The 16,029-nt window shown below is 46.2% G+C and carries 18 protein-coding genes; 13 read left to right on the top strand and 5 right to left on the bottom strand.

What is annotated here, in order from left to right; all coding sequences use genetic code 11:
* Window positions 1–76: 76 nt before the first annotated feature.
* Together IM753_RS05155 and IM753_RS05150 are read right to left on the bottom strand one after the other, a co-directional pair.
* Window positions 77–1,105, bottom strand: coding sequence for a low specificity L-threonine aldolase (locus tag IM753_RS05155; RefSeq protein WP_194108814.1), 1,029 nt, complete (start codon window positions 1,103–1,105; stop codon window positions 77–79).
* The gene (locus IM753_RS05150) at window positions 1,102–1,548 is read right to left on the bottom strand and encodes a GatB/YqeY domain-containing protein (protein ID WP_079323874.1); all 447 of its coding nucleotides are present in this window, start codon (window positions 1,546–1,548) and stop codon (window positions 1,102–1,104) included. The genes IM753_RS05155 and IM753_RS05150 overlap by 4 nt, the downstream gene beginning before the upstream one ends.
* Window positions 1,549–1,695: 147 nt before the next feature.
* Between IM753_RS05150 and IM753_RS05145 the strand changes: the two genes are divergently transcribed.
* Window positions 1,696–2,940 carry a DUF711 family protein gene (locus tag IM753_RS05145; RefSeq protein ID WP_227713078.1) on the top strand — a complete coding sequence of 415 codons (1,245 nt, stop codon included), beginning with the start codon at window positions 1,696–1,698 and terminating at the stop codon, window positions 2,938–2,940.
* A gap of 48 nt (window positions 2,941–2,988) precedes the next feature.
* On the opposite strand, the gene rsmI is transcribed toward IM753_RS05145, so the two are convergent.
* Window positions 2,989–3,819: a 16S rRNA (cytidine(1402)-2'-O)-methyltransferase gene (gene rsmI / locus IM753_RS05140; RefSeq protein WP_194108813.1), complete on the bottom strand. Its 831-nt coding sequence runs from the start codon at window positions 3,817–3,819 to the stop codon at window positions 2,989–2,991.
* Window positions 3,820–3,900: 81 nt separating this feature from the next.
* The gene (gene yihA, locus IM753_RS05135) at window positions 3,901–4,605 is read right to left on the bottom strand and encodes a ribosome biogenesis GTP-binding protein YihA/YsxC (protein ID WP_194108812.1); all 705 of its coding nucleotides are present in this window, start codon (window positions 4,603–4,605) and stop codon (window positions 3,901–3,903) included.
* Between the two features lie 203 nt (window positions 4,606–4,808).
* On the opposite strand from yihA, the gene IM753_RS05130 reads away from it, so the two are divergent.
* The 4 genes from IM753_RS05130 (at window position 4,809) to IM753_RS05115 (ending at window position 7,648) form a co-directional block, all read left to right on the top strand.
* Window positions 4,809–5,105: a cytochrome c5 family protein gene (locus tag IM753_RS05130; protein WP_194108811.1), complete on the top strand. Its 297-nt coding sequence runs from the start codon at window positions 4,809–4,811 to the stop codon at window positions 5,103–5,105.
* Between the two features lie 296 nt (window positions 5,106–5,401).
* Window positions 5,402–6,094, top strand: a complete 693-nt coding sequence (locus tag IM753_RS05125) for a cytochrome c (protein WP_194108817.1) — start codon at window positions 5,402–5,404, stop codon at window positions 6,092–6,094.
* Window positions 6,095–6,218: 124 nt separating this feature from the next.
* Window positions 6,219–7,313: a hypothetical protein gene (locus tag IM753_RS05120; RefSeq protein ID WP_194108810.1), complete on the top strand. Its 1,095-nt coding sequence runs from the start codon at window positions 6,219–6,221 to the stop codon at window positions 7,311–7,313.
* A complete protein-coding gene (locus tag IM753_RS05115; protein ID WP_194108809.1) occupies window positions 7,301–7,648 on the top strand; it encodes an RnfH family protein in 348 nt (115 codons plus the stop codon). The genes IM753_RS05120 and IM753_RS05115 overlap by 13 nt, the downstream gene beginning before the upstream one ends.
* Window positions 7,649–7,740: 92 nt before the next feature.
* Here IM753_RS05115 and IM753_RS05110 read toward each other — a convergent pair whose 3' ends face one another.
* Window positions 7,741–8,088, bottom strand: a complete 348-nt coding sequence (locus IM753_RS05110) for an outer membrane protein assembly factor BamE (RefSeq protein WP_194108816.1) — start codon at window positions 8,086–8,088, stop codon at window positions 7,741–7,743.
* A 110-nt stretch (window positions 8,089–8,198) separates the two neighbouring features.
* Here IM753_RS05110 and IM753_RS05105 point away from each other — a divergent pair, with 110 nt between their 5' ends.
* The 8 genes from IM753_RS05105 to nqrF all read left to right on the top strand — a co-directional run bounded on the left by IM753_RS05105 (window position 8,199) and on the right by nqrF (window position 16,019).
* Window positions 8,199–9,158 (top strand): DUF3025 domain-containing protein, encoded by a 960-nt coding sequence (locus IM753_RS05105; RefSeq protein ID WP_227713077.1) that lies wholly within the window; start codon window positions 8,199–8,201, stop codon window positions 9,156–9,158.
* An 82-nt stretch (window positions 9,159–9,240) separates the two neighbouring features.
* A complete protein-coding gene (locus IM753_RS05100) occupies window positions 9,241–9,687 on the top strand; it encodes a copper resistance protein CopD (RefSeq protein ID WP_194108808.1) in 447 nt (148 codons plus the stop codon).
* 435 nt (window positions 9,688–10,122) lie between these two features.
* Window positions 10,123–11,463 (top strand): Na(+)-translocating NADH-quinone reductase subunit A, encoded by a 1,341-nt coding sequence (locus IM753_RS05095; RefSeq protein ID WP_194108807.1) that lies wholly within the window; start codon window positions 10,123–10,125, stop codon window positions 11,461–11,463.
* 3 nt (window positions 11,464–11,466) lie between these two features.
* Complete coding sequence (locus IM753_RS05090; protein ID WP_065256594.1) at window positions 11,467–12,717, top strand: NADH:ubiquinone reductase (Na(+)-transporting) subunit B; 1,251 nt, start codon at window positions 11,467–11,469, stop codon at window positions 12,715–12,717.
* Window positions 12,701–13,507 (top strand): Na(+)-translocating NADH-quinone reductase subunit C, encoded by an 807-nt coding sequence (locus IM753_RS05085; RefSeq protein ID WP_194108806.1) that lies wholly within the window; start codon window positions 12,701–12,703, stop codon window positions 13,505–13,507. The genes IM753_RS05090 and IM753_RS05085 overlap by 17 nt, the downstream gene beginning before the upstream one ends.
* 2 nt (window positions 13,508–13,509) lie before the next feature.
* The gene (locus IM753_RS05080; RefSeq protein WP_065256596.1) at window positions 13,510–14,169 is read left to right on the top strand and encodes an NADH:ubiquinone reductase (Na(+)-transporting) subunit D; all 660 of its coding nucleotides are present in this window, start codon (window positions 13,510–13,512) and stop codon (window positions 14,167–14,169) included.
* Window positions 14,169–14,777 carry an NADH:ubiquinone reductase (Na(+)-transporting) subunit E gene (nqrE, locus tag IM753_RS05075; RefSeq protein WP_065256597.1) on the top strand — a complete coding sequence of 203 codons (609 nt, stop codon included), beginning with the start codon at window positions 14,169–14,171 and terminating at the stop codon, window positions 14,775–14,777. Before IM753_RS05080 ends, nqrE begins: the two co-directional genes overlap by 1 nt.
* Window positions 14,778–14,786: 9 nt before the next feature.
* The gene (gene nqrF, locus IM753_RS05070; RefSeq protein ID WP_194108805.1) at window positions 14,787–16,019 is read left to right on the top strand and encodes an NADH:ubiquinone reductase (Na(+)-transporting) subunit F; all 1,233 of its coding nucleotides are present in this window, start codon (window positions 14,787–14,789) and stop codon (window positions 16,017–16,019) included.
* Window positions 16,020–16,029: the final 10 nt, after the last annotated feature.

Raw genomic sequence — 16,029 nt, 5'->3', positions numbered from 1 at the left:
TAAAAGAGTATGATTTATTAAAGGTGATAAAAAAGCATTGCCAATATAGCAATGCTTTTTGATAGATAAATTAACCTTATAAATACGCCTTAATTCTTTCCACAAGCTCATCCACTTGCTCTTTGGTGGTGTCAAAACTCATCATCAGGCGTATCTCCCCCGTTTCATCATTCCAATCATAAAAATGAAAGTCATCGTGTAGTTTTGTAACCACATCGGGCGGCAATATGACAAACACAGCATTGCTCTGGACTTTTTGGGTGATGACAACTCCGTCTAAGTCTTTGATTTGGCTGTATAAATAGCTTGCCATGTCGTTACTATGTTTGGCAAGCGACAGCCACAGTTCTTGTTCAAACCACGCCACAAATTGAGCTGAGATGAACCGCATTTTTGATGCCAGTTGCATGCTAGATTTGCGTAAGTGCAAAATATCCTTGTCCAGTTTGGGATTTAAAAACACCAAACATTCGCCCATCATCATGCCATTTTTGGTACCACCAAGCGAGAGTACATCAGCAAACTGGGCAATGTCCACCAAACGACAACCCAAGTGGGCAGCGGCATTGGACAGCCTTGCCCCGTCAATGTAGAGATACAGCCCAAACTCATCACAAGCTTGGCGGATATTGGCAAGCTCATCAAGACTATAACAAGTACCAAGCTCAGTGGTTTGACTAATATAGACCGCACGAGCCTGTGGGTGGTGCTCGGATGGGCGAATAAAGTGGCGGATTTTTTGGGGATCTAGCTTGCCATCATCACTATCAATCACCAACAGCTTAATCCCTGCAACATACTGCGGAGCGATACTTTCATCATTGTTGATGTGGGCGTGATTGGTGCAGATAACCGCACCAAATCGTGGTAATATCGCCGACAATCCCAAAACATTCGCCCCTGTGCCGTTAAAAACAGGATAGCCAACTGCCTGCTCGCCAAAGGTTTGTTTGATATGCTCCGCCAGAGCTTGGCTGTGGCTATCGTAACCGTATGCCTTGTCATGTCCGTTATTGGCACTAATAAGTGCGTCCATGATGGCAGGATGTACGCCTGAATAGTTGTCAGAGGCAAAAGCAAAATTATGTTGGGCGTTCGTACTCATGCGGTCAATGCCTTTTTGACAAGTCCTGAGATGACAGCAGGGTCGGCTTGCCCTGCGGTCTTGTCTTTGACGGTGTTCATCACACGCCCCATGTCTTTCATGCCAGACGCACCAAGCTCGCTGATGGTCTCATTGATGATAGCAATGAGCTTGTCATCGGACAACTGCTCGGGCAAAAAGGCGGAAATCACGTCAATCTCAAACTGCTCTTTTTGTGCCAAATCATCACGCCCATTGGCGGTATAAATACCCAAAGACTCTTGGCGTTGTTTGATTTGTTTTTGTAAAATCGCCAATACATCTTTGTCATCAAGCTCGGTTTGTCCATCAATCTCTACTTGTTTGATGACAGCCTGTACGTTCCGCAACACTTTAACCTGCTCCATGTTTTTGGCTTTCATGGCGGTTTTGATGGTGTCGGTTAGGGTTACTTTTAGAGTCATGAGTATCTCCTGTTAAATGGTATATTTTAGCAAATTTGGGTTAGATTTTCGATAAAATTAATCATGATTTGGCAACTTGCAAAACAAATATTCATATTGTATAATCAAAAACCCCCAAAATTTATCATATCATTATAGGAGAAAATGATGGGTATGCTGTCAAAAACCTATGATAAAAGTTTATGTAAAGTTCGTACGGTTACCGCTTTTATTTGTTTGTCTGATGATAAAAATGATTGGGAAAATATTTTAAATGTCGCCAAACTCAATTGCCAAAAAGTCGCCCATCAATTAATGGAGCATGGCTATATTGTACAATCCCTTCGTTTGGTTACAAACCCATTTGGTGAATACATCAATACGGATAATTTTGATTTTGCCAAACAAGATTTGTCTGATTTGACAAGTATTTTAAATAAACTCAATCAAGACAATCCTTTACGCCTAAGATTTGCCATTGGTGAGGCTAAAACCGCCAAAGAAATCGCTTTATTACCAGAGCTGATTAAAGATTATGGCGATTTATGCAATGCTTGTGTGAATATTGATGTTGATGAGCATGGGTTTTTGGACAATGAAAAAATCATGAACAGCGTTCACGCCATTAATCACATCGCCAACATTACCCCAAATGGACAAGGTAATTTTAATTTTACCGTCAATTTTAATTGCAATTCTTTCATTCCTTATTTTCCTGCCAGTTATCATCGTAACGAATTAGGCAATGTGTTAGTAGTGGGACTTGAAACGCCTGATTTATTGGTTTCTGCCTTAAATGACATTCAACACGAAAAATCACAATTAAGCCACGCTGATTTTATGCAATTGGCATATCAAACCATGCACCAAGCCCTAAGTCAGCATATTTTACCAATCAACGACATTGTCAATAACACCACATTAACAGATAATTATCGTTTTATTGGCATTGACACTTCTGCTGCCCCATCAAAAAATTGCTCATCAATGACAAAACTTTATGAATTATTGGGCGTGCCATTTTTTGGGGCATCTGGTACGGTTGAGATTTCAGCATTATTAACTAAAGTATTTAAAAGTATTGCGGTTACACAGGTGGGATTTAGCGGACTTATGCTTGCTGTTACTGAGGACACAGGATTGGCGATTGGCACACAAAGGGGTGATTTTGATATTCATGGATTGCTGACATTTAGTAGTGTTTGTGGTATTGGACTTGATACTGTGCCAATTGAAGGTAATACGCCATTTGATAAAATCGTACATATCATGCGTGATACAGGCACAATGGCATATCGTCTCAATAAACCTTTGACGGTGCGTTTATTTCCTGTGCCCAATCTCACACAAGGACAAATGACAGCATTTGATAGTGATGATTTGTGTAATTGTGCGGTGATGGCATTGCCTTAATTTAAAACCCAATAAACATCACTTTTATTGGGTTTTATTTTGTCTTAATTATTTTTGTGTTAATATGAGTAGTCTGTCATAAACCATACTTTTTTTAATACCCAATACATCCGCCACGATTGCACTTGCTTTTTTTGGTGGTAATTCTTTGGCAATGGCAAGTAGCCATTCATCATAATCCGCCTTTTGTTCTTTTTGGGTATTGCCTGCCACAACCAGCACAATCTCGCCACGTTGTTGGTTGGAGTCATTTTTTACAAATTCTAATAAATCAGCCAGCGGTAATTTTTTTATCGTCTCAAAGGTTTTGCTAATCTCACGGCACAGCGTGGCTTCTCGCTCACCGCCAAACACGTCCGCCATGTCGGATAGGCAATCTGTAATTCGGTGCGGTGCTTCATAAAAAATCAGCGTTTCAGTACGGTCTTGATATGCCTTTAAGCTCTCTATGCGTCCATGTTGTTTGGCGGGCAAAAACCCCACAAAGCTAAATTTATCAGACGGCAAACCCGCCACAGACAACGCCCCAATGACCGCACACGCCCCGACAATCGGCACAACGGTGATGCTCTCATCATGGCACGCCTTCACCAGTCGATAACCAGGGTCGGAGATGAGCGGTGTACCAGCGTCCGAAATCAAGGCAACCGATTGACCGCCTTGTAATCGCTCTATCAGCCGTGCCGTCTGCGTGTCGGCATTATGCTCATGATAGGCGGTGGTGGGCGTGGATATATTAAAAAAACTTAATAATTTGCCACTGGTGCGAGTGTCTTCGCAGGCTATCACGTCCACGGATTTTAGGGTGTCAATCGCCCTTGCCGTCATGTCGTTTAGATTGCCAATGGGGGTGGCAACGATATATAAAATGCCTGTCATTTTTTGCCTTTTTAATTTAAATCATGGTTGTTAATTTTATTTGAGCGAATGTGATTTTCCCCTACAATAATTCACAAATTTTTAATTATCATTATTTAATTCTGCATTATCCAATTTATCATTTGCCAAATTTTCATTATCAAAATCCGCATTTTCTAAATTTAAGGTTTCGCCCAAATGTAGCCAATTGCCCAATACGTCCGCCAATTCATCAAGCCCTTCTTTATTTAATGCCGAAAACAGCTGAATGGAAAATGGCAAGTCTAAGGCTTGCAGTTGTTTTTTGGTTTGCAAAAGGGCGGTTTTTTGAGCCCCACGTTTTAATTTATCCGCTTTGGTGAGTAACACATGAACGGGCAAGTCGCCGTCCTTTGCCCAATGGAGCATTTGCTCATCAAAATACTTCAACGGGTGGCGAATGTCGGTGAGCAAAATTAGCCCCGTCAAACTTTCACGATGAACAAGGTAATTTTCAAGCTCTTTTTGCCATTTGATTTTCATCGCTTCTGGCACTTGGGCATAGCCATAGCCGGGCAAATCCACGATACGACTATGTTCTGAGCCGACATTAAAAAAGTTAATCATCTGCGTCCGCCCTGGGGTTTTGGACGAGCGGGCGAGCTGTTTTTGGTGAGTGATGGTGTTAATGGCGGACGATTTGCCTGCGTTAGACCGCCCTGCAAACGCCACTTCAAAGCCTGTATCAGGCGGACAAAGTTTGAGCGTAGGGGCGGAGAGCGAAAAGGTGGTTTGGCGAATGATTTTTTGGTAGTCGGTGGTGGTCATGATGTAAATATAACTGCTAAAATGATAAAATAGTGTATCATGAAAGCCATAAAATAGCGATAAAAACCCAAAGGCTAAATAAGTCGCATTCGGCATAGTTACCAAATATCCCTTGCAACTTGGCAAAAAACTTGCATAATAAAAGCATAAGAGAAAACAGTCATTCTCACATTTATCCCAAATTACCCTTAGTGGGAGTCATTATGCCAAAATTATTACAAATCGCCATTGCCAGTCTTGCTCTAGTCGCCACAGGCGTAAGCCATGCCGATGTCGCCACGACTTACCAGAAAACCTGTGCCACCTGCCACGATAGCGGTGCCTTAAACGCCCCCAAAAAAGGCGACAAAGCCACATGGGATAGGCTAAAAGCCCAAAAAGGCATGGAAACCTTAGTCAAAAACACCAAAAAAGGCATGCCTCAAATGCCCGCCAAGGGCTTGTGCCAAACATGTAGCGATGATGAGTTTCGGGCATTGATTGACTACATGGCAAAATAAAAAACTGGGGCATGTTTACCCAAACAGCAACATCATCTTTTGGGTACATGCCCCATTTTTATGGCTTTTGTCAATCATGAGTTCATAATGATGGCTTGATTTGATAATTTTTTGTTAAAATCTCATCTTTTTGCAAAAAAATGTTGCCAAAACCACAATTTTTGTAGGAAAATTTAGCGAAGTCTTGCTATAATAAGCAAGATTTACCCATTTGACTTTTAAAAGCCAAATAAAAAGATACAAAACCCAAGACACGGGGATTGCCCCGAAGTTAGTAGGAAATTGTTATGAAAGCCATGAATTTGTCAGCCAAAGCCATGCTAGCCAAAACGTTGCTCGCCACAGGTTTTGGTTTTGTCGCCTTGACCGCTACTGCCGCTCCAACTGTTCCCGCCTTTGACATCGAAGCAGGTAAAGCCATTGTAGATGCCAACTGCGCCGCTTGTCACGGTGCCAATGGTGTCTCGGTTGCCCCAGCTCAGCCAAATTTGGGCGGTCAAAACATCAAATACCTATACAAACAACTGGTCGATTTTAAAACAGGTGCCAGAAAAAATGGCATCATGCAGGCACAACTTGCAGGACTTACCCAACAAGATCTTGCTAACGTAGCAGGCTACTATGCCAGTCAAGCCCCGTGGCTACCGGGCTATGGCAACAAAGCCACGAACGCCACCGCCCAAAAGCTCTACCTAGGTGGCGACAAGAGTCGTGGTATCATCCCTTGTGCAGGGTGCCATGACCCCAAAGGGGCAGGCAATGACTGGGCGGCGTTCCCACGCATTGGCGGTCAGCATGCTACCTATATCTCAACTCAACTAAAACTGTTCCGTGCCGCAGGTCGTGAAGATGAAGGTCTCATGGCAGAACAGGTTCGTACCAACGACTCTGCCAAAAAAGACGAAAAAGGCATGATGCAAATCGTGGCAGCCAAACTGTCTGATAAAGACATCAAAATGCTATCTGAATTTATCAGTGCCGTTCACTGATTTGTCAGATTTAGACTTGTGTGTAATAAAACCCCTTGATTGGGGTTTTGTCGTTGCTTGATTTTGCCCCTATTTGGTTTTTGCTTACCCTTATCCATCCCTAACCGCCCAACCAGAGCTTGCTATGTTATCTCGTTATACCGTGTTTTTTGTGGCATGTGCCTTACCACTCTTATTTGCCCATCAGATTGCCCCGAGCATGGCTCATGAGCTAGATTTTTGGCTGTTGTGGGTGATTGCCATGCTTGTGGTGGGTCTACCTGTCTTATTTGCCGAGCTTGCCCTATCTGCTCGCAGTGGCGATGGCGTGTGGCTTGGCATGCAAAAGCTTACCCGTGAAGCCGATGCCAAGATGACATGGCGAGCTTTTGCAGGGCTGTCGGTGTTGGTCTCACTACTCATTGGTGCGACCATGACCGCACGCATTGGAGCAGGACTTCATCAGCATCTACCCCAGCTCAACCTTAGCGTGCCAAGCGTTGGGCTTAGTGCAGGGGCGATGATAGTAGCACTCATCCTAAGCCTGCTCAAAACTCGCCTGCTCGGGGTCGGGGTCATCATTGTCACTATCGGCGGGCTTATCTCACTCTTTGATGGCGGTCTAGCTAGCGGTGTGAGTGTGCCAACCATCACGTCTGTATCGCTTGGCGAGTGGGCAAGGGCGGTCTCTTTGGCATTACTCTCGGTGGGCGTGGGTACAGGTCTGTACTGGTTCTTGGGCGTGGACATGACCCGACAAGTCATGGATAAGAACAACAAAAAGCCCTTATCAGGATTGATATTACCCATCTGGCTTACTCAGCTTGTGCTTGGGGCGTTTGCTCTGATGGTCGGCAGTGCCTTTGTCACGCCAACATCCTTTGCCGTGACGAGTGTGGGCATGCTGTTCATCGCCAGTTTCTTGGTGTACTATGCCATCAGTCAGCTCAAAATCCGCTTTGGACTTATCAAGGGCGTATCTGCTGGTATCGTGCTTGCCATGCTGTTATCCGCCCTGCCTGCCAACATCGCCCTAATGGCACTGGTCGTCATCAGTCTCTTGACGGTCGTTATCTTGGCGGTGTTCTCTGGCTTTGTGATGAAAATCAGCCACTTACGCAAAACTTTTAACTTTAAAAGTGAAGGGCGTTATAACATCTGGCGAGTGCTGGTGCGTATTGGCGTGCCACTTGCCATCATCATCGCACTCATCGGCTGGGTCGGGCAATGGCTACAATAAACATCGCTTTGGCGTATGCAGACGCGGACAGGCACTACTATCAAGAACTTATCCTGCCCCACGGAACAACCCTATACCAAGCCCTAGTTCATGCAGGCTGGCTTAGCCTGCCGAATTTTATCGACTTTGGGGCGTGGTGCGACACGCACATGACTGCCGACCCTAGCCACAAGGCGTGGTATGTCGGCATATACAGCCAAAAAAAACGCCTAGACACAGTGCTGTCAGATGGCGATAGGGTGGAGATTTATCGCCCTTTATCCTATGACCCGATGTCCAGACGCAAAACCAAATCCAAAGTCCGCCTAAAAAAGCTCGGCTATCGTCCGTTATAGCATTGTTGAATGACGATATTTTAAAAACCACACCAAAAATCAGGCAAAACACCCTGCTTTGCCTGATTTTTATCTGATGGTACAATAATTAATTACTGATTTCTTCTTGGCAGTGATTCACGCCCTGCGATACGCACCACACGCCCATTTTCAAAAAAGATAGACAGGTAATGACTGGCGTTTTTGATGTCTTTTTTGTCGGCACGCTTGCCGTCTGTGCCTGCGGTGTAGTCATACAGATAGTCAAAGCGGTCAGGGTTTAGCGTGTCTTTCATGGCAGGGCTACCCAGCAGATAAGTCACTTGGTCGGCGGTCATGCCCACTTGCACCTGCGATGCCTGAGCGGACGTGATGGGCGTGCCTTGGGGTAGGTCAATGGTATACACACGAAACACCGAACAGCCTGACAATGCCAATGTGCCAATCAGTGCCAACGCCATGAATTTAGGGGCAAATGTTTGCGATAATTTAGGGGCAAATGTTTGCGATAGGGTCATCATATACTCTCATCTTTATAAATAATCGCCATATTAAACGCAAGTGCGAAAATATGCAAGTTTTTTATGACGCCCTACCCCCAAAAGCCGACTACCCAAAGTTTACAAAATATGCTATGCTCACGATGATTTTACCGCCTGTTGATGTCATCATGTCCGACTTGTTACACAATTTTTTGCACGACTTTGCCACCATTGACCCGACCGCCCCTTGGCTCGCCCCTTATGCGTCCATTCATCAGGCATTTGCCGACCGCCCTGCTCTGCCACTTTTTGAGTGGTTAAATGGTTATTTTGCCGACAATGATATTACCCTAAAAAATTACCAAAACTACCCACTCGCCTTTACCCACCAAAACGACCTAGAACACGGCACAGCATACGAAACCCACATCGGGCAACACCACAAAATCCCAACCCGTGATAATCTACACGACTGGTTTGGGGCGTGCGTGTGGTCGGTTTTTCCCCATACCAAATCGCTATTGAACGCCAAACATCTCGCCCACATGGGCGACAACCACACCGCCAACGGACGTAACCGTGTGCGAGATACCATTACCGTATTTGATGAAAATGGGGCGATACTTGTTGTCGCCGATGATGAGATTGGCACTACCATTGGGCAAGCCTTGGTGGGTTTTGATTGGCAAACGTGCTTGGTGGATAACCGTGAATATTGGGCGGACTATCATCATGACAACAATAAAAAAGCCAAAGTCTTTATATTCGGTCATGCGTTATTGGAGCAACTCATCAGCCCCTACAAATCCTTATGTAGCCATACCGTGATTATCAAAGTTCATTCATCATTTTTTAAAAAATCACTCAACGAGCAATTAGCCATGTTGGATAATCAATTATCAGAACATTTAAATAACTTTTTAAAAGATGATGTTACCCCACGCCAATTAAATCCCTTGCCGATATTGGGCGTGCCGTATTTTTGGGATAATGCCGACCCCGCCTTTTATGATGACCCTTTTGTATTTAGAGCAGGGCGGAGAAAATAGTTTTTAAAATAAATTTAAAATAAAAACACTTTATAAAAACCCAATCATTTATCACACCCATATAACCAAGTTGGAAAAAACCATGTATAAAATTGCCTTGATTTTACATTTATTTGGAGCCAGCATTTGGGTGGGTGGGCATTTATACCTGCTTATCCGCCTAATGCCCAATTTTATCCGCCAAAATGACGTGGCAGGATTTTTAGCCTTTGAAAAAAGCTATGAACCCTTGGGCATGACCGCCCTTGCCGTGCAAGTGATAACAGGCTTTTATATGCTAACAACCCTACTACCCCCATCACTTTGGGGGCAAAACATGGGCATGCTGACCGCCCTTGTGCATGGTAAATTAACATGGCTCATCTTGACGATACTCACCGCCTTGCACGCCCGTTTTCGGGTGGTTAAAAAGCTAGAAAATGGCATGCATACCGCCAATACATTAAAAGTCATGGGATTTCACGTGCTACTTATCTGCGTGTGGAGCGTGGCATTTGTCATCAATGGGACGTTTTTCCGTTTTGGGTGATATTTTTATAAACAATTATCATTTGCAAAATCACACCCCATCTTGTCTCATATCTTTTTGACATAATCATGACAATCAACCATTTACCCTTAATATTCCCTTAATATTCCCTTAATATTTCTCAAAAATTTCTGTAAATTTATCAAAGTTTAGCGTATAATAGATAGGATTTTCATGCCTAATTTGGGCAAGAGAACGATTGTTAGGACGTGTTAAACATGATGATGTTGCCAGTCATAGACAGTGATTTGTCAAGTCTTATTCATCTAAATTTTAATTAACACGCCCTAAACGTTCATCAAAACAGGTAGCCAGTCGCCACTGTAACTACAAAGCATTAACGTGTTGTTAAGGAGTTTAAGGTCAGCGTTAAAGCTCTCGTGTGTACCAACAGGAGTCTGGTATGGTCATTTCACTCAGAGTGAGTATCCGCTTATGATTACCATAAAAAAGGGGTTGGACTTGCCTATCACAGGCGAGCCAACCAAAGAAATTAGCGAACACACACCTACTCATGTCGCCCTTATCGGTTATGATTATATCGGTATGCGTCCGACCATGCACGTCAAGGAAGGCGATATAGTCGCCAAAGGACAGGTGGTGTTTGAAGACAAAAAGCGTCTGGGGGTCAAATATACCGCCCCTGCATCGGGCAAGGTCATCGCCATCAACCGTGGCGAGCGACGTGTGTTTGAGAGCCTGGTCATCGAAGTCGCCCAAGGCGATGAGATTGGCTTTAAAGCCCACGCCAAAGACAGCCTTGCCAAGCTATCTCGTGAAGAAGTGGTCGCCCAGCTTAACGACGCTGGCGAATGGACAGCGTTTCGCACCCGTCCGTTTAGCCGTACCCCCGAGCTTGACAGCACGCCGTCAGCGATTTTTGTCACCGCAACCGACACCAACCCCTTATGTGCCGACCCTGCCGATATCATCAATGCCAATATTGATGATTTTAACAGCGGTCTTGTCGTCATCTCTATCCTATCGCCAAAGACGCTTGTCTGTCATGGCAAAACCGCCCCAACCAAAGCCACCAATGTCGCAGGCAGTGTTGAATACCACGGTTTTGACGGCGTTCACCCTGCTGGCAACGCAGGCACGCACATTCACTTTTTGCACCCCTTGGCTCGTGGCGTAACCGTGTGGACGATTGGCTATCAAGACGTGATTGCCATCGGCAAGCTCTTTACCACAGGTAAAATTCACACCGAACGCACCATCAGCCTAGCTGGCACGGTCGTCAAAAACCCACGCCTTATCAAGACTCATCGTGGGGCGGATTTGAACGCCTTGACCAATGGCGAGCTTAACGGCAATGACAACCGCATCATCTCAGGGTCGGTGCTGTCAGGTCGCAAGGCAAGCGGTGCGGTGGCGTATCTGGGTCGTTTTCACAATCAAGTCTCGGTGCTAGTCGAAGGTCGTGAACGCCCTGCCATGCACTTTTTTACCTTAGGTGCGAACCGTTTTTCAACGTTACCGATTTATATCTCTCAGTTTGTCAAAGGCAAAAAATACGCCTTTACCACCACAACCAACGGCTCACCCCGTGCCATGGTGCCAATCGGTTCATTTGAAACCGTCATGCCCCAAGACTACCTACCCACTCAGCTACTTCGCTCACTCATCGTTGGCGACATTGTAGAAGCGGTGGAGCTTGGTGCGTTGGAGCTTGACGAAGAAGATTTGGCACTTTGCACCTTTGTATCGCCCGGTAAATATGAGTTTGGCGATATTTTGCGTGATAACTTGACCCGTATTGAGCAGGAAGGCTAAACGATGAAATTTATTCACAATATCTTTGACCGTATGGAGCCGTCCTTTACCAAAGGTGGCAAATACGAAAAATATTATGCTGTTTTTGAGATGTTTGACACATTTTTTCGTCAGCCAAGCTCACAAACATACAGTGCGTCCCATGTCCGTGACGGTATCGACCTAAAACGCATGATGATTACCGTGTGGCTCTGTACTTTCCCTGCCATGTTTTGGGGGATGTACAATGTCGGCTTTCAAGCCCTAAATGCCATACAGCATTTTGGCATTGACCCGACAGGCTGGCGTACTGTCATCACAGGCATGGTAGGCTATGACCCGAACAGCATCCTAGCATGTATGGTCTATGGTGCCATGCAGTTTTTGCCCATTTATATCGTCACCTTTGCGGTCGGTATCTTGTGGGAGATTATCTTTGCCGTGGTGCGTGGACACGAAGTAAACGAAGGTTTCTTTGTAACGTCTGTGCTGTTCGCTCTATCGCTACCACCTGATATTCCACTGTGGCAAGTTGCCCTAGGTATCAGCTTTGGTGTGGTCGTGGCAAAAGAAGTCTTTGGCGGTACAGGCAAGAACTTTCTCAACCCCGCCTTGGCAGGTCGTGCGTTCTTGTACTTTGCCTACCCTGCCTACATCTCAGGCGATGCGGTGTGGACGGCTGTCAAAGGTCTAAATAACGTGGACGGTTATAGCGGTGCTACCCCACTAGGTCAAGCTGCCGCAGGTGTGCCGTCTAATGCCTTTGCAGACGCTTATGGTCAGACCATCTCTTGGGGTCAAGCCTTTTTGGGCAACATGCAAGGCTCTATCGGCGAAGTCTCAACCCTTGCCATCCTTATCGGTGGTGCGGTACTGATGTACACCAGAATCGCCAGCTGGCGTGTGGTTGCCGGTGCTGTCATCGGTCTTGTGGTGACTGCCTTTATCTTTAACATGATTGGCTCTGAGACCAACCCAATGATGAGCCTAGCTCCACATTGGCATTTGGTCATCGGTGGCTTTATGTTCGGTGCGGTCTTTATGGCAACTGACCCTGTCTCTGCCGCCCACACCAATACAGGTCGCTGGTGCTATGGTCTGCTTATCGGCTTCATGACGGTGGTTATCCGTGTGATAAACCCTGCCTTCCCAGAAGGTATCATGCTTGCCATCTTGTTTGCCAACCTATTTGCACCGCTATTTGACTACTTTGTCAAACAAGCCAACATCAAACGTCAAACAGCACGGAGACTAGCTCATGTCAGCCAAAAATAGTAATGTTACAACCCTTGTAACCGCTTTGGTGCTGTGCCTTGTCTGTTCGGTCATGGTGTCAGCCGTTGCGGTGGGTCTAAAACCCAAACAAATCGCCAACAGCACGCTTGATTTTAACAAAAACGTGCTCATCGCCACAGGCAAATTCAACCCCGCCACCGACAGCAACAGCATGGTGGCAGAGCGTTTTGCCGACTTTGAAGTCCGAATGGTCAATCTAGACACAGGCACATTTGCCACCGACGATGAGCTGGCAGCAGCAGGCATCACAGACATCGCAAGCTATGATGTCGCCAAAGCCGCTCGCACCCCCGCCCTTAGCACGCCCCTAGCAGATGACATCGCTGCCATCGGTGGCAAGCCTAAGTTTGGCAAAGTGTATCTGTCCAAAGATGCCAGCGGTCAGATTGACATGATTGTCCTGCCGTTTCATGGGGCGGGTCTGTGGGGTCAAATCTATGGACTGCTTACCCTAGACAGCGACTTTAACACCATCAAAGGCGTGAACTTCTACGAGCATAAAGAAACCCCCGGTCTGGGTTCTCGCATCACCGAAGAGCCATGGCGTGCTCAATGGGTGGACAAAAAAGTTCACAACGACAACGGCGATGTCATCATGGGTGTTGCCAAGGCAGGTACTGCCAGACCTGAGCAAGTGGACGGCATCAGTGGTGCAACCCTAACAGGTCGTGGCGTGCATAACATGGTTCAGTTTTGGCTGGGCAAAGATGGCTATCAGCCGTTTTTGGAAAACCTAAAAGCTGGCAAAGCTGACGGTACAGGAGCATAATCATGGCGGATACTCAGAAAATTTTAACCACGCCGATTTTTAATAACAACCCCATCGCACTACAAATCTTGGGCATTTGTTCGGCATTGGCGGTAACGACCAATGTCAAAAACGCCCTTGTCATGTGTATTGCTTTGACCTTGGTTACGGCGTTTTCTAGCTTTTTTATCTCAACCATTCGTAACAAAATCCCATCATCGATTCGTATCATCGTACAGATGGTGGTGATTGCATCACTGGTTATCGTGGTGGATCAAGTCCTAAAAGCCGTCGCTTATGACACCGCCAAATCGTTAGGTGCGTTCATCGGACTCATCATCACCAACTGTATCGTCATGGGTCGTGCCGAAGCCTACGCCATGAGCAACCCACCCATTCCGAGCTTTATCGATGGTATCGGTAACGGTCTGGGCTACTCTGCGGTATTGATTTTTGTGGCAAGTATCCGTGAGATTATCGGTAACGGCAGTTGGTTTGATATCCAAATCCTAGAAAAAGCCACTGATGGTGGTTGGTACATCCCGAACGGCTTGTTACTACTGCCCCCGTCATCATTCTTTGTCATCGCTCTGTTCATCGCCATCGTGCGTTTTTGGAAGCCCGAGCAACAAGAGCCTGCGGAGTTTGTCATCGCACAAAATTCTAAGGGGGAATCACACTAATGGAACATTACATCAGTTTATTCATCACGTCCGTATTCATCGAAAACATGGCACTTGCCTTTTTCTTGGGTATGTGTACGTTCATCGCCGTTTCCAAAAAAGTCTCAACATCCATCGGGCTGGGCATTGCGGTTATCGTTGTGATGACCATCTGTGTCCCGCTAAACAACCTACTCTACCAATTCCTGCTAAAAGACGGGGCATTGGCGTGGGCAGGCATGCCAAACACCGATTTGTCTTTCTTGGGGCTACTTAGCTACATCGCTCTGATTGCGGCAACTGTCCAAATCTTGGAGATGTTTTTGGACAAATTCGTCCCTGCCCTATATAACGCCCTAGGCGTATTCTTGCCACTCATCACCGTAAACTGTGCCATCCTAGGTGGCGTACTGTTCATGGTAGAGCGTGACTACAACTTTGGCGAATCCATCGTCTATGGTGTGGGTTCTGGCTTTGGCTGGGCGTTGGCGATTACAGCATTGGCAGGTATCCGTGAAAAACTCAAATACTCAGACGTACCCGGCCCGCTTCGTGGTCTTGGCATCACGTTTGTTACCGTCGGTCTAATGTCGCTTGGCTTTATGTCATTCGGCGGTATGAGCTTATAAGGAGAAAGTATGTTTGGTACAGCTATTGGTGGCGTTGCCATGTTTACCGCCATCATCATGAGCCTTGTGGTAGTTATCCTTATCGCACGCTCACGATTGGTAAGCTCTGGCAACGTAACCATCAACATCAATGATGACCCCGATAACAGCGTCAGCACCGCCGCTGGGGGCAAACTCTTGCAGACATTGGCAGGCGAAGGCATTTTCCTGTCATCAGCCTGTGGTGGCGGTGGCACATGTGGTCAGTGTCGCTGTAAAGTGCTAGACGGTGGTGGCTCTATCCTACCCACCGAAGAAGGTCATTTTACCCAAGGCGAGATTCGTGAAGGCATGCGTTTGGCGTGTCAAGTTGCCGTCAAACAAGACATGAAAATCGAGATTGACCCTGAATTCTTTGGTGTCAAAAAATGGGAATGTGAAGTCATCTCTAATGACAACGTCGCAACGTTCATCAAAGAGCTGACCCTAAAAATCCCCGAAGGCGAAGTCGTGCCGTTTCGTGCTGGTGGCTATGTACAGCTAGAAGCCCCACCGCACGAAGTCCACTACAAAGACTTTGACATCGCCAAAGAATACCACGAAGACTGGGATAACTTTAACCTATGGCGTTATACATCCAAGGTTGATGAGCCTGTCATTCGTGCCTACTCTATGGCAAACTACCCCGAAGAAAAGGGCATCATCAAGTTTAACATTCGTATCGCAAGCCCACCACCACGGGGGCCTGACAACATCCCACCGGGCAAAATGTCGTCCTATGTGTTTAGTCTAAAACCAGGGGATAAGATTACCGTATCAGGTCCTTATGGCGAGTTCTTTGCCAAAGACACCAAAGCCGAGATGGTATTCATCGGGGGTGGTGCAGGTATGGCACCCATGCGTTCGCACATCTTTGACCAGCTAAAACGCCTAAAATCTGACCGCAAAATCAGCTTTTGGTATGGTGCTCGCTCTAAGCGTGAGATGTTCTATGTCGAAGACTATGACGGTCTGGCTGCCGAGTTCCCAAATTTCACTTGGAACGTGGCTTTGTCTGACCCACAGCCCGAAGACAACTGGGAAGGCTATACAGGCTTTATTCACAACGTCCTGTACGAAAACTACCTAAAAGACCACCCTACCCCAGAAGATTGTGAATTCTACATGTGTGGTCCACCGGTAATGAACGCTGCCGTCATCAAAATGCTCAAAGACTTGGGCGTCGAAGATGAAAACATCTTGCTTGATGACTTTGGTGGTTAATCGCCAACCT

This window comes from Moraxella sp. K127 (assembly GCF_015223095.1).
In the GTDB taxonomy this organism is placed as follows: domain Bacteria; phylum Pseudomonadota; class Gammaproteobacteria; order Pseudomonadales; family Moraxellaceae; genus Moraxella.
Note: the sequence above shows the minus strand (reverse complement) of the source record. Positions and strands in the feature narration are given on the sequence as shown.

Excerpts from the sequence above, each read along its gene's own strand:
- IM753_RS05155 (WP_194108814.1), bottom strand. The coding sequence starts at position 1,105 with ATGAGTACGAACGCCCAACATAATTTTGCTTTTGCCTCTGACAACTAT.
- IM753_RS05150 (WP_079323874.1), bottom strand. The coding sequence starts at position 1,548 with ATGACTCTAAAAGTAACCCTAACCGACACCATCAAAACCGCCATGAAA.
- IM753_RS05145 (WP_227713078.1), top strand. The coding sequence starts at position 1,696 with ATGGGTATGCTGTCAAAAACCTATGATAAAAGTTTATGTAAAGTTCGT.
- rsmI (WP_194108813.1), bottom strand. The coding sequence starts at position 3,819 with ATGACAGGCATTTTATATATCGTTGCCACCCCCATTGGCAATCTAAAC.
- yihA (WP_194108812.1), bottom strand. The coding sequence starts at position 4,605 with ATGACCACCACCGACTACCAAAAAATCATTCGCCAAACCACCTTTTCG.
- IM753_RS05130 (WP_194108811.1), top strand. The coding sequence starts at position 4,809 with ATGCCAAAATTATTACAAATCGCCATTGCCAGTCTTGCTCTAGTCGCC.
- IM753_RS05125 (WP_194108817.1), top strand. The coding sequence starts at position 5,402 with ATGAATTTGTCAGCCAAAGCCATGCTAGCCAAAACGTTGCTCGCCACA.
- IM753_RS05120 (WP_194108810.1), top strand. The coding sequence starts at position 6,219 with ATGTTATCTCGTTATACCGTGTTTTTTGTGGCATGTGCCTTACCACTC.
- IM753_RS05115 (WP_194108809.1), top strand. The coding sequence starts at position 7,301 with ATGGCTACAATAAACATCGCTTTGGCGTATGCAGACGCGGACAGGCAC.
- IM753_RS05110 (WP_194108816.1), bottom strand. The coding sequence starts at position 8,088 with ATGGCGTTGGCACTGATTGGCACATTGGCATTGTCAGGCTGTTCGGTG.
- IM753_RS05105 (WP_227713077.1), top strand. The coding sequence starts at position 8,199 with ATGCAAGTTTTTTATGACGCCCTACCCCCAAAAGCCGACTACCCAAAG.
- IM753_RS05100 (WP_194108808.1), top strand. The coding sequence starts at position 9,241 with ATGTATAAAATTGCCTTGATTTTACATTTATTTGGAGCCAGCATTTGG.
- IM753_RS05095 (WP_194108807.1), top strand. The coding sequence starts at position 10,123 with ATGATTACCATAAAAAAGGGGTTGGACTTGCCTATCACAGGCGAGCCA.
- IM753_RS05090 (WP_065256594.1), top strand. The coding sequence starts at position 11,467 with ATGAAATTTATTCACAATATCTTTGACCGTATGGAGCCGTCCTTTACC.
- IM753_RS05085 (WP_194108806.1), top strand. The coding sequence starts at position 12,701 with ATGTCAGCCAAAAATAGTAATGTTACAACCCTTGTAACCGCTTTGGTG.
- IM753_RS05080 (WP_065256596.1), top strand. The coding sequence starts at position 13,510 with ATGGCGGATACTCAGAAAATTTTAACCACGCCGATTTTTAATAACAAC.
- nqrE (WP_065256597.1), top strand. The coding sequence starts at position 14,169 with ATGGAACATTACATCAGTTTATTCATCACGTCCGTATTCATCGAAAAC.
- nqrF (WP_194108805.1), top strand. The coding sequence starts at position 14,787 with ATGTTTGGTACAGCTATTGGTGGCGTTGCCATGTTTACCGCCATCATC.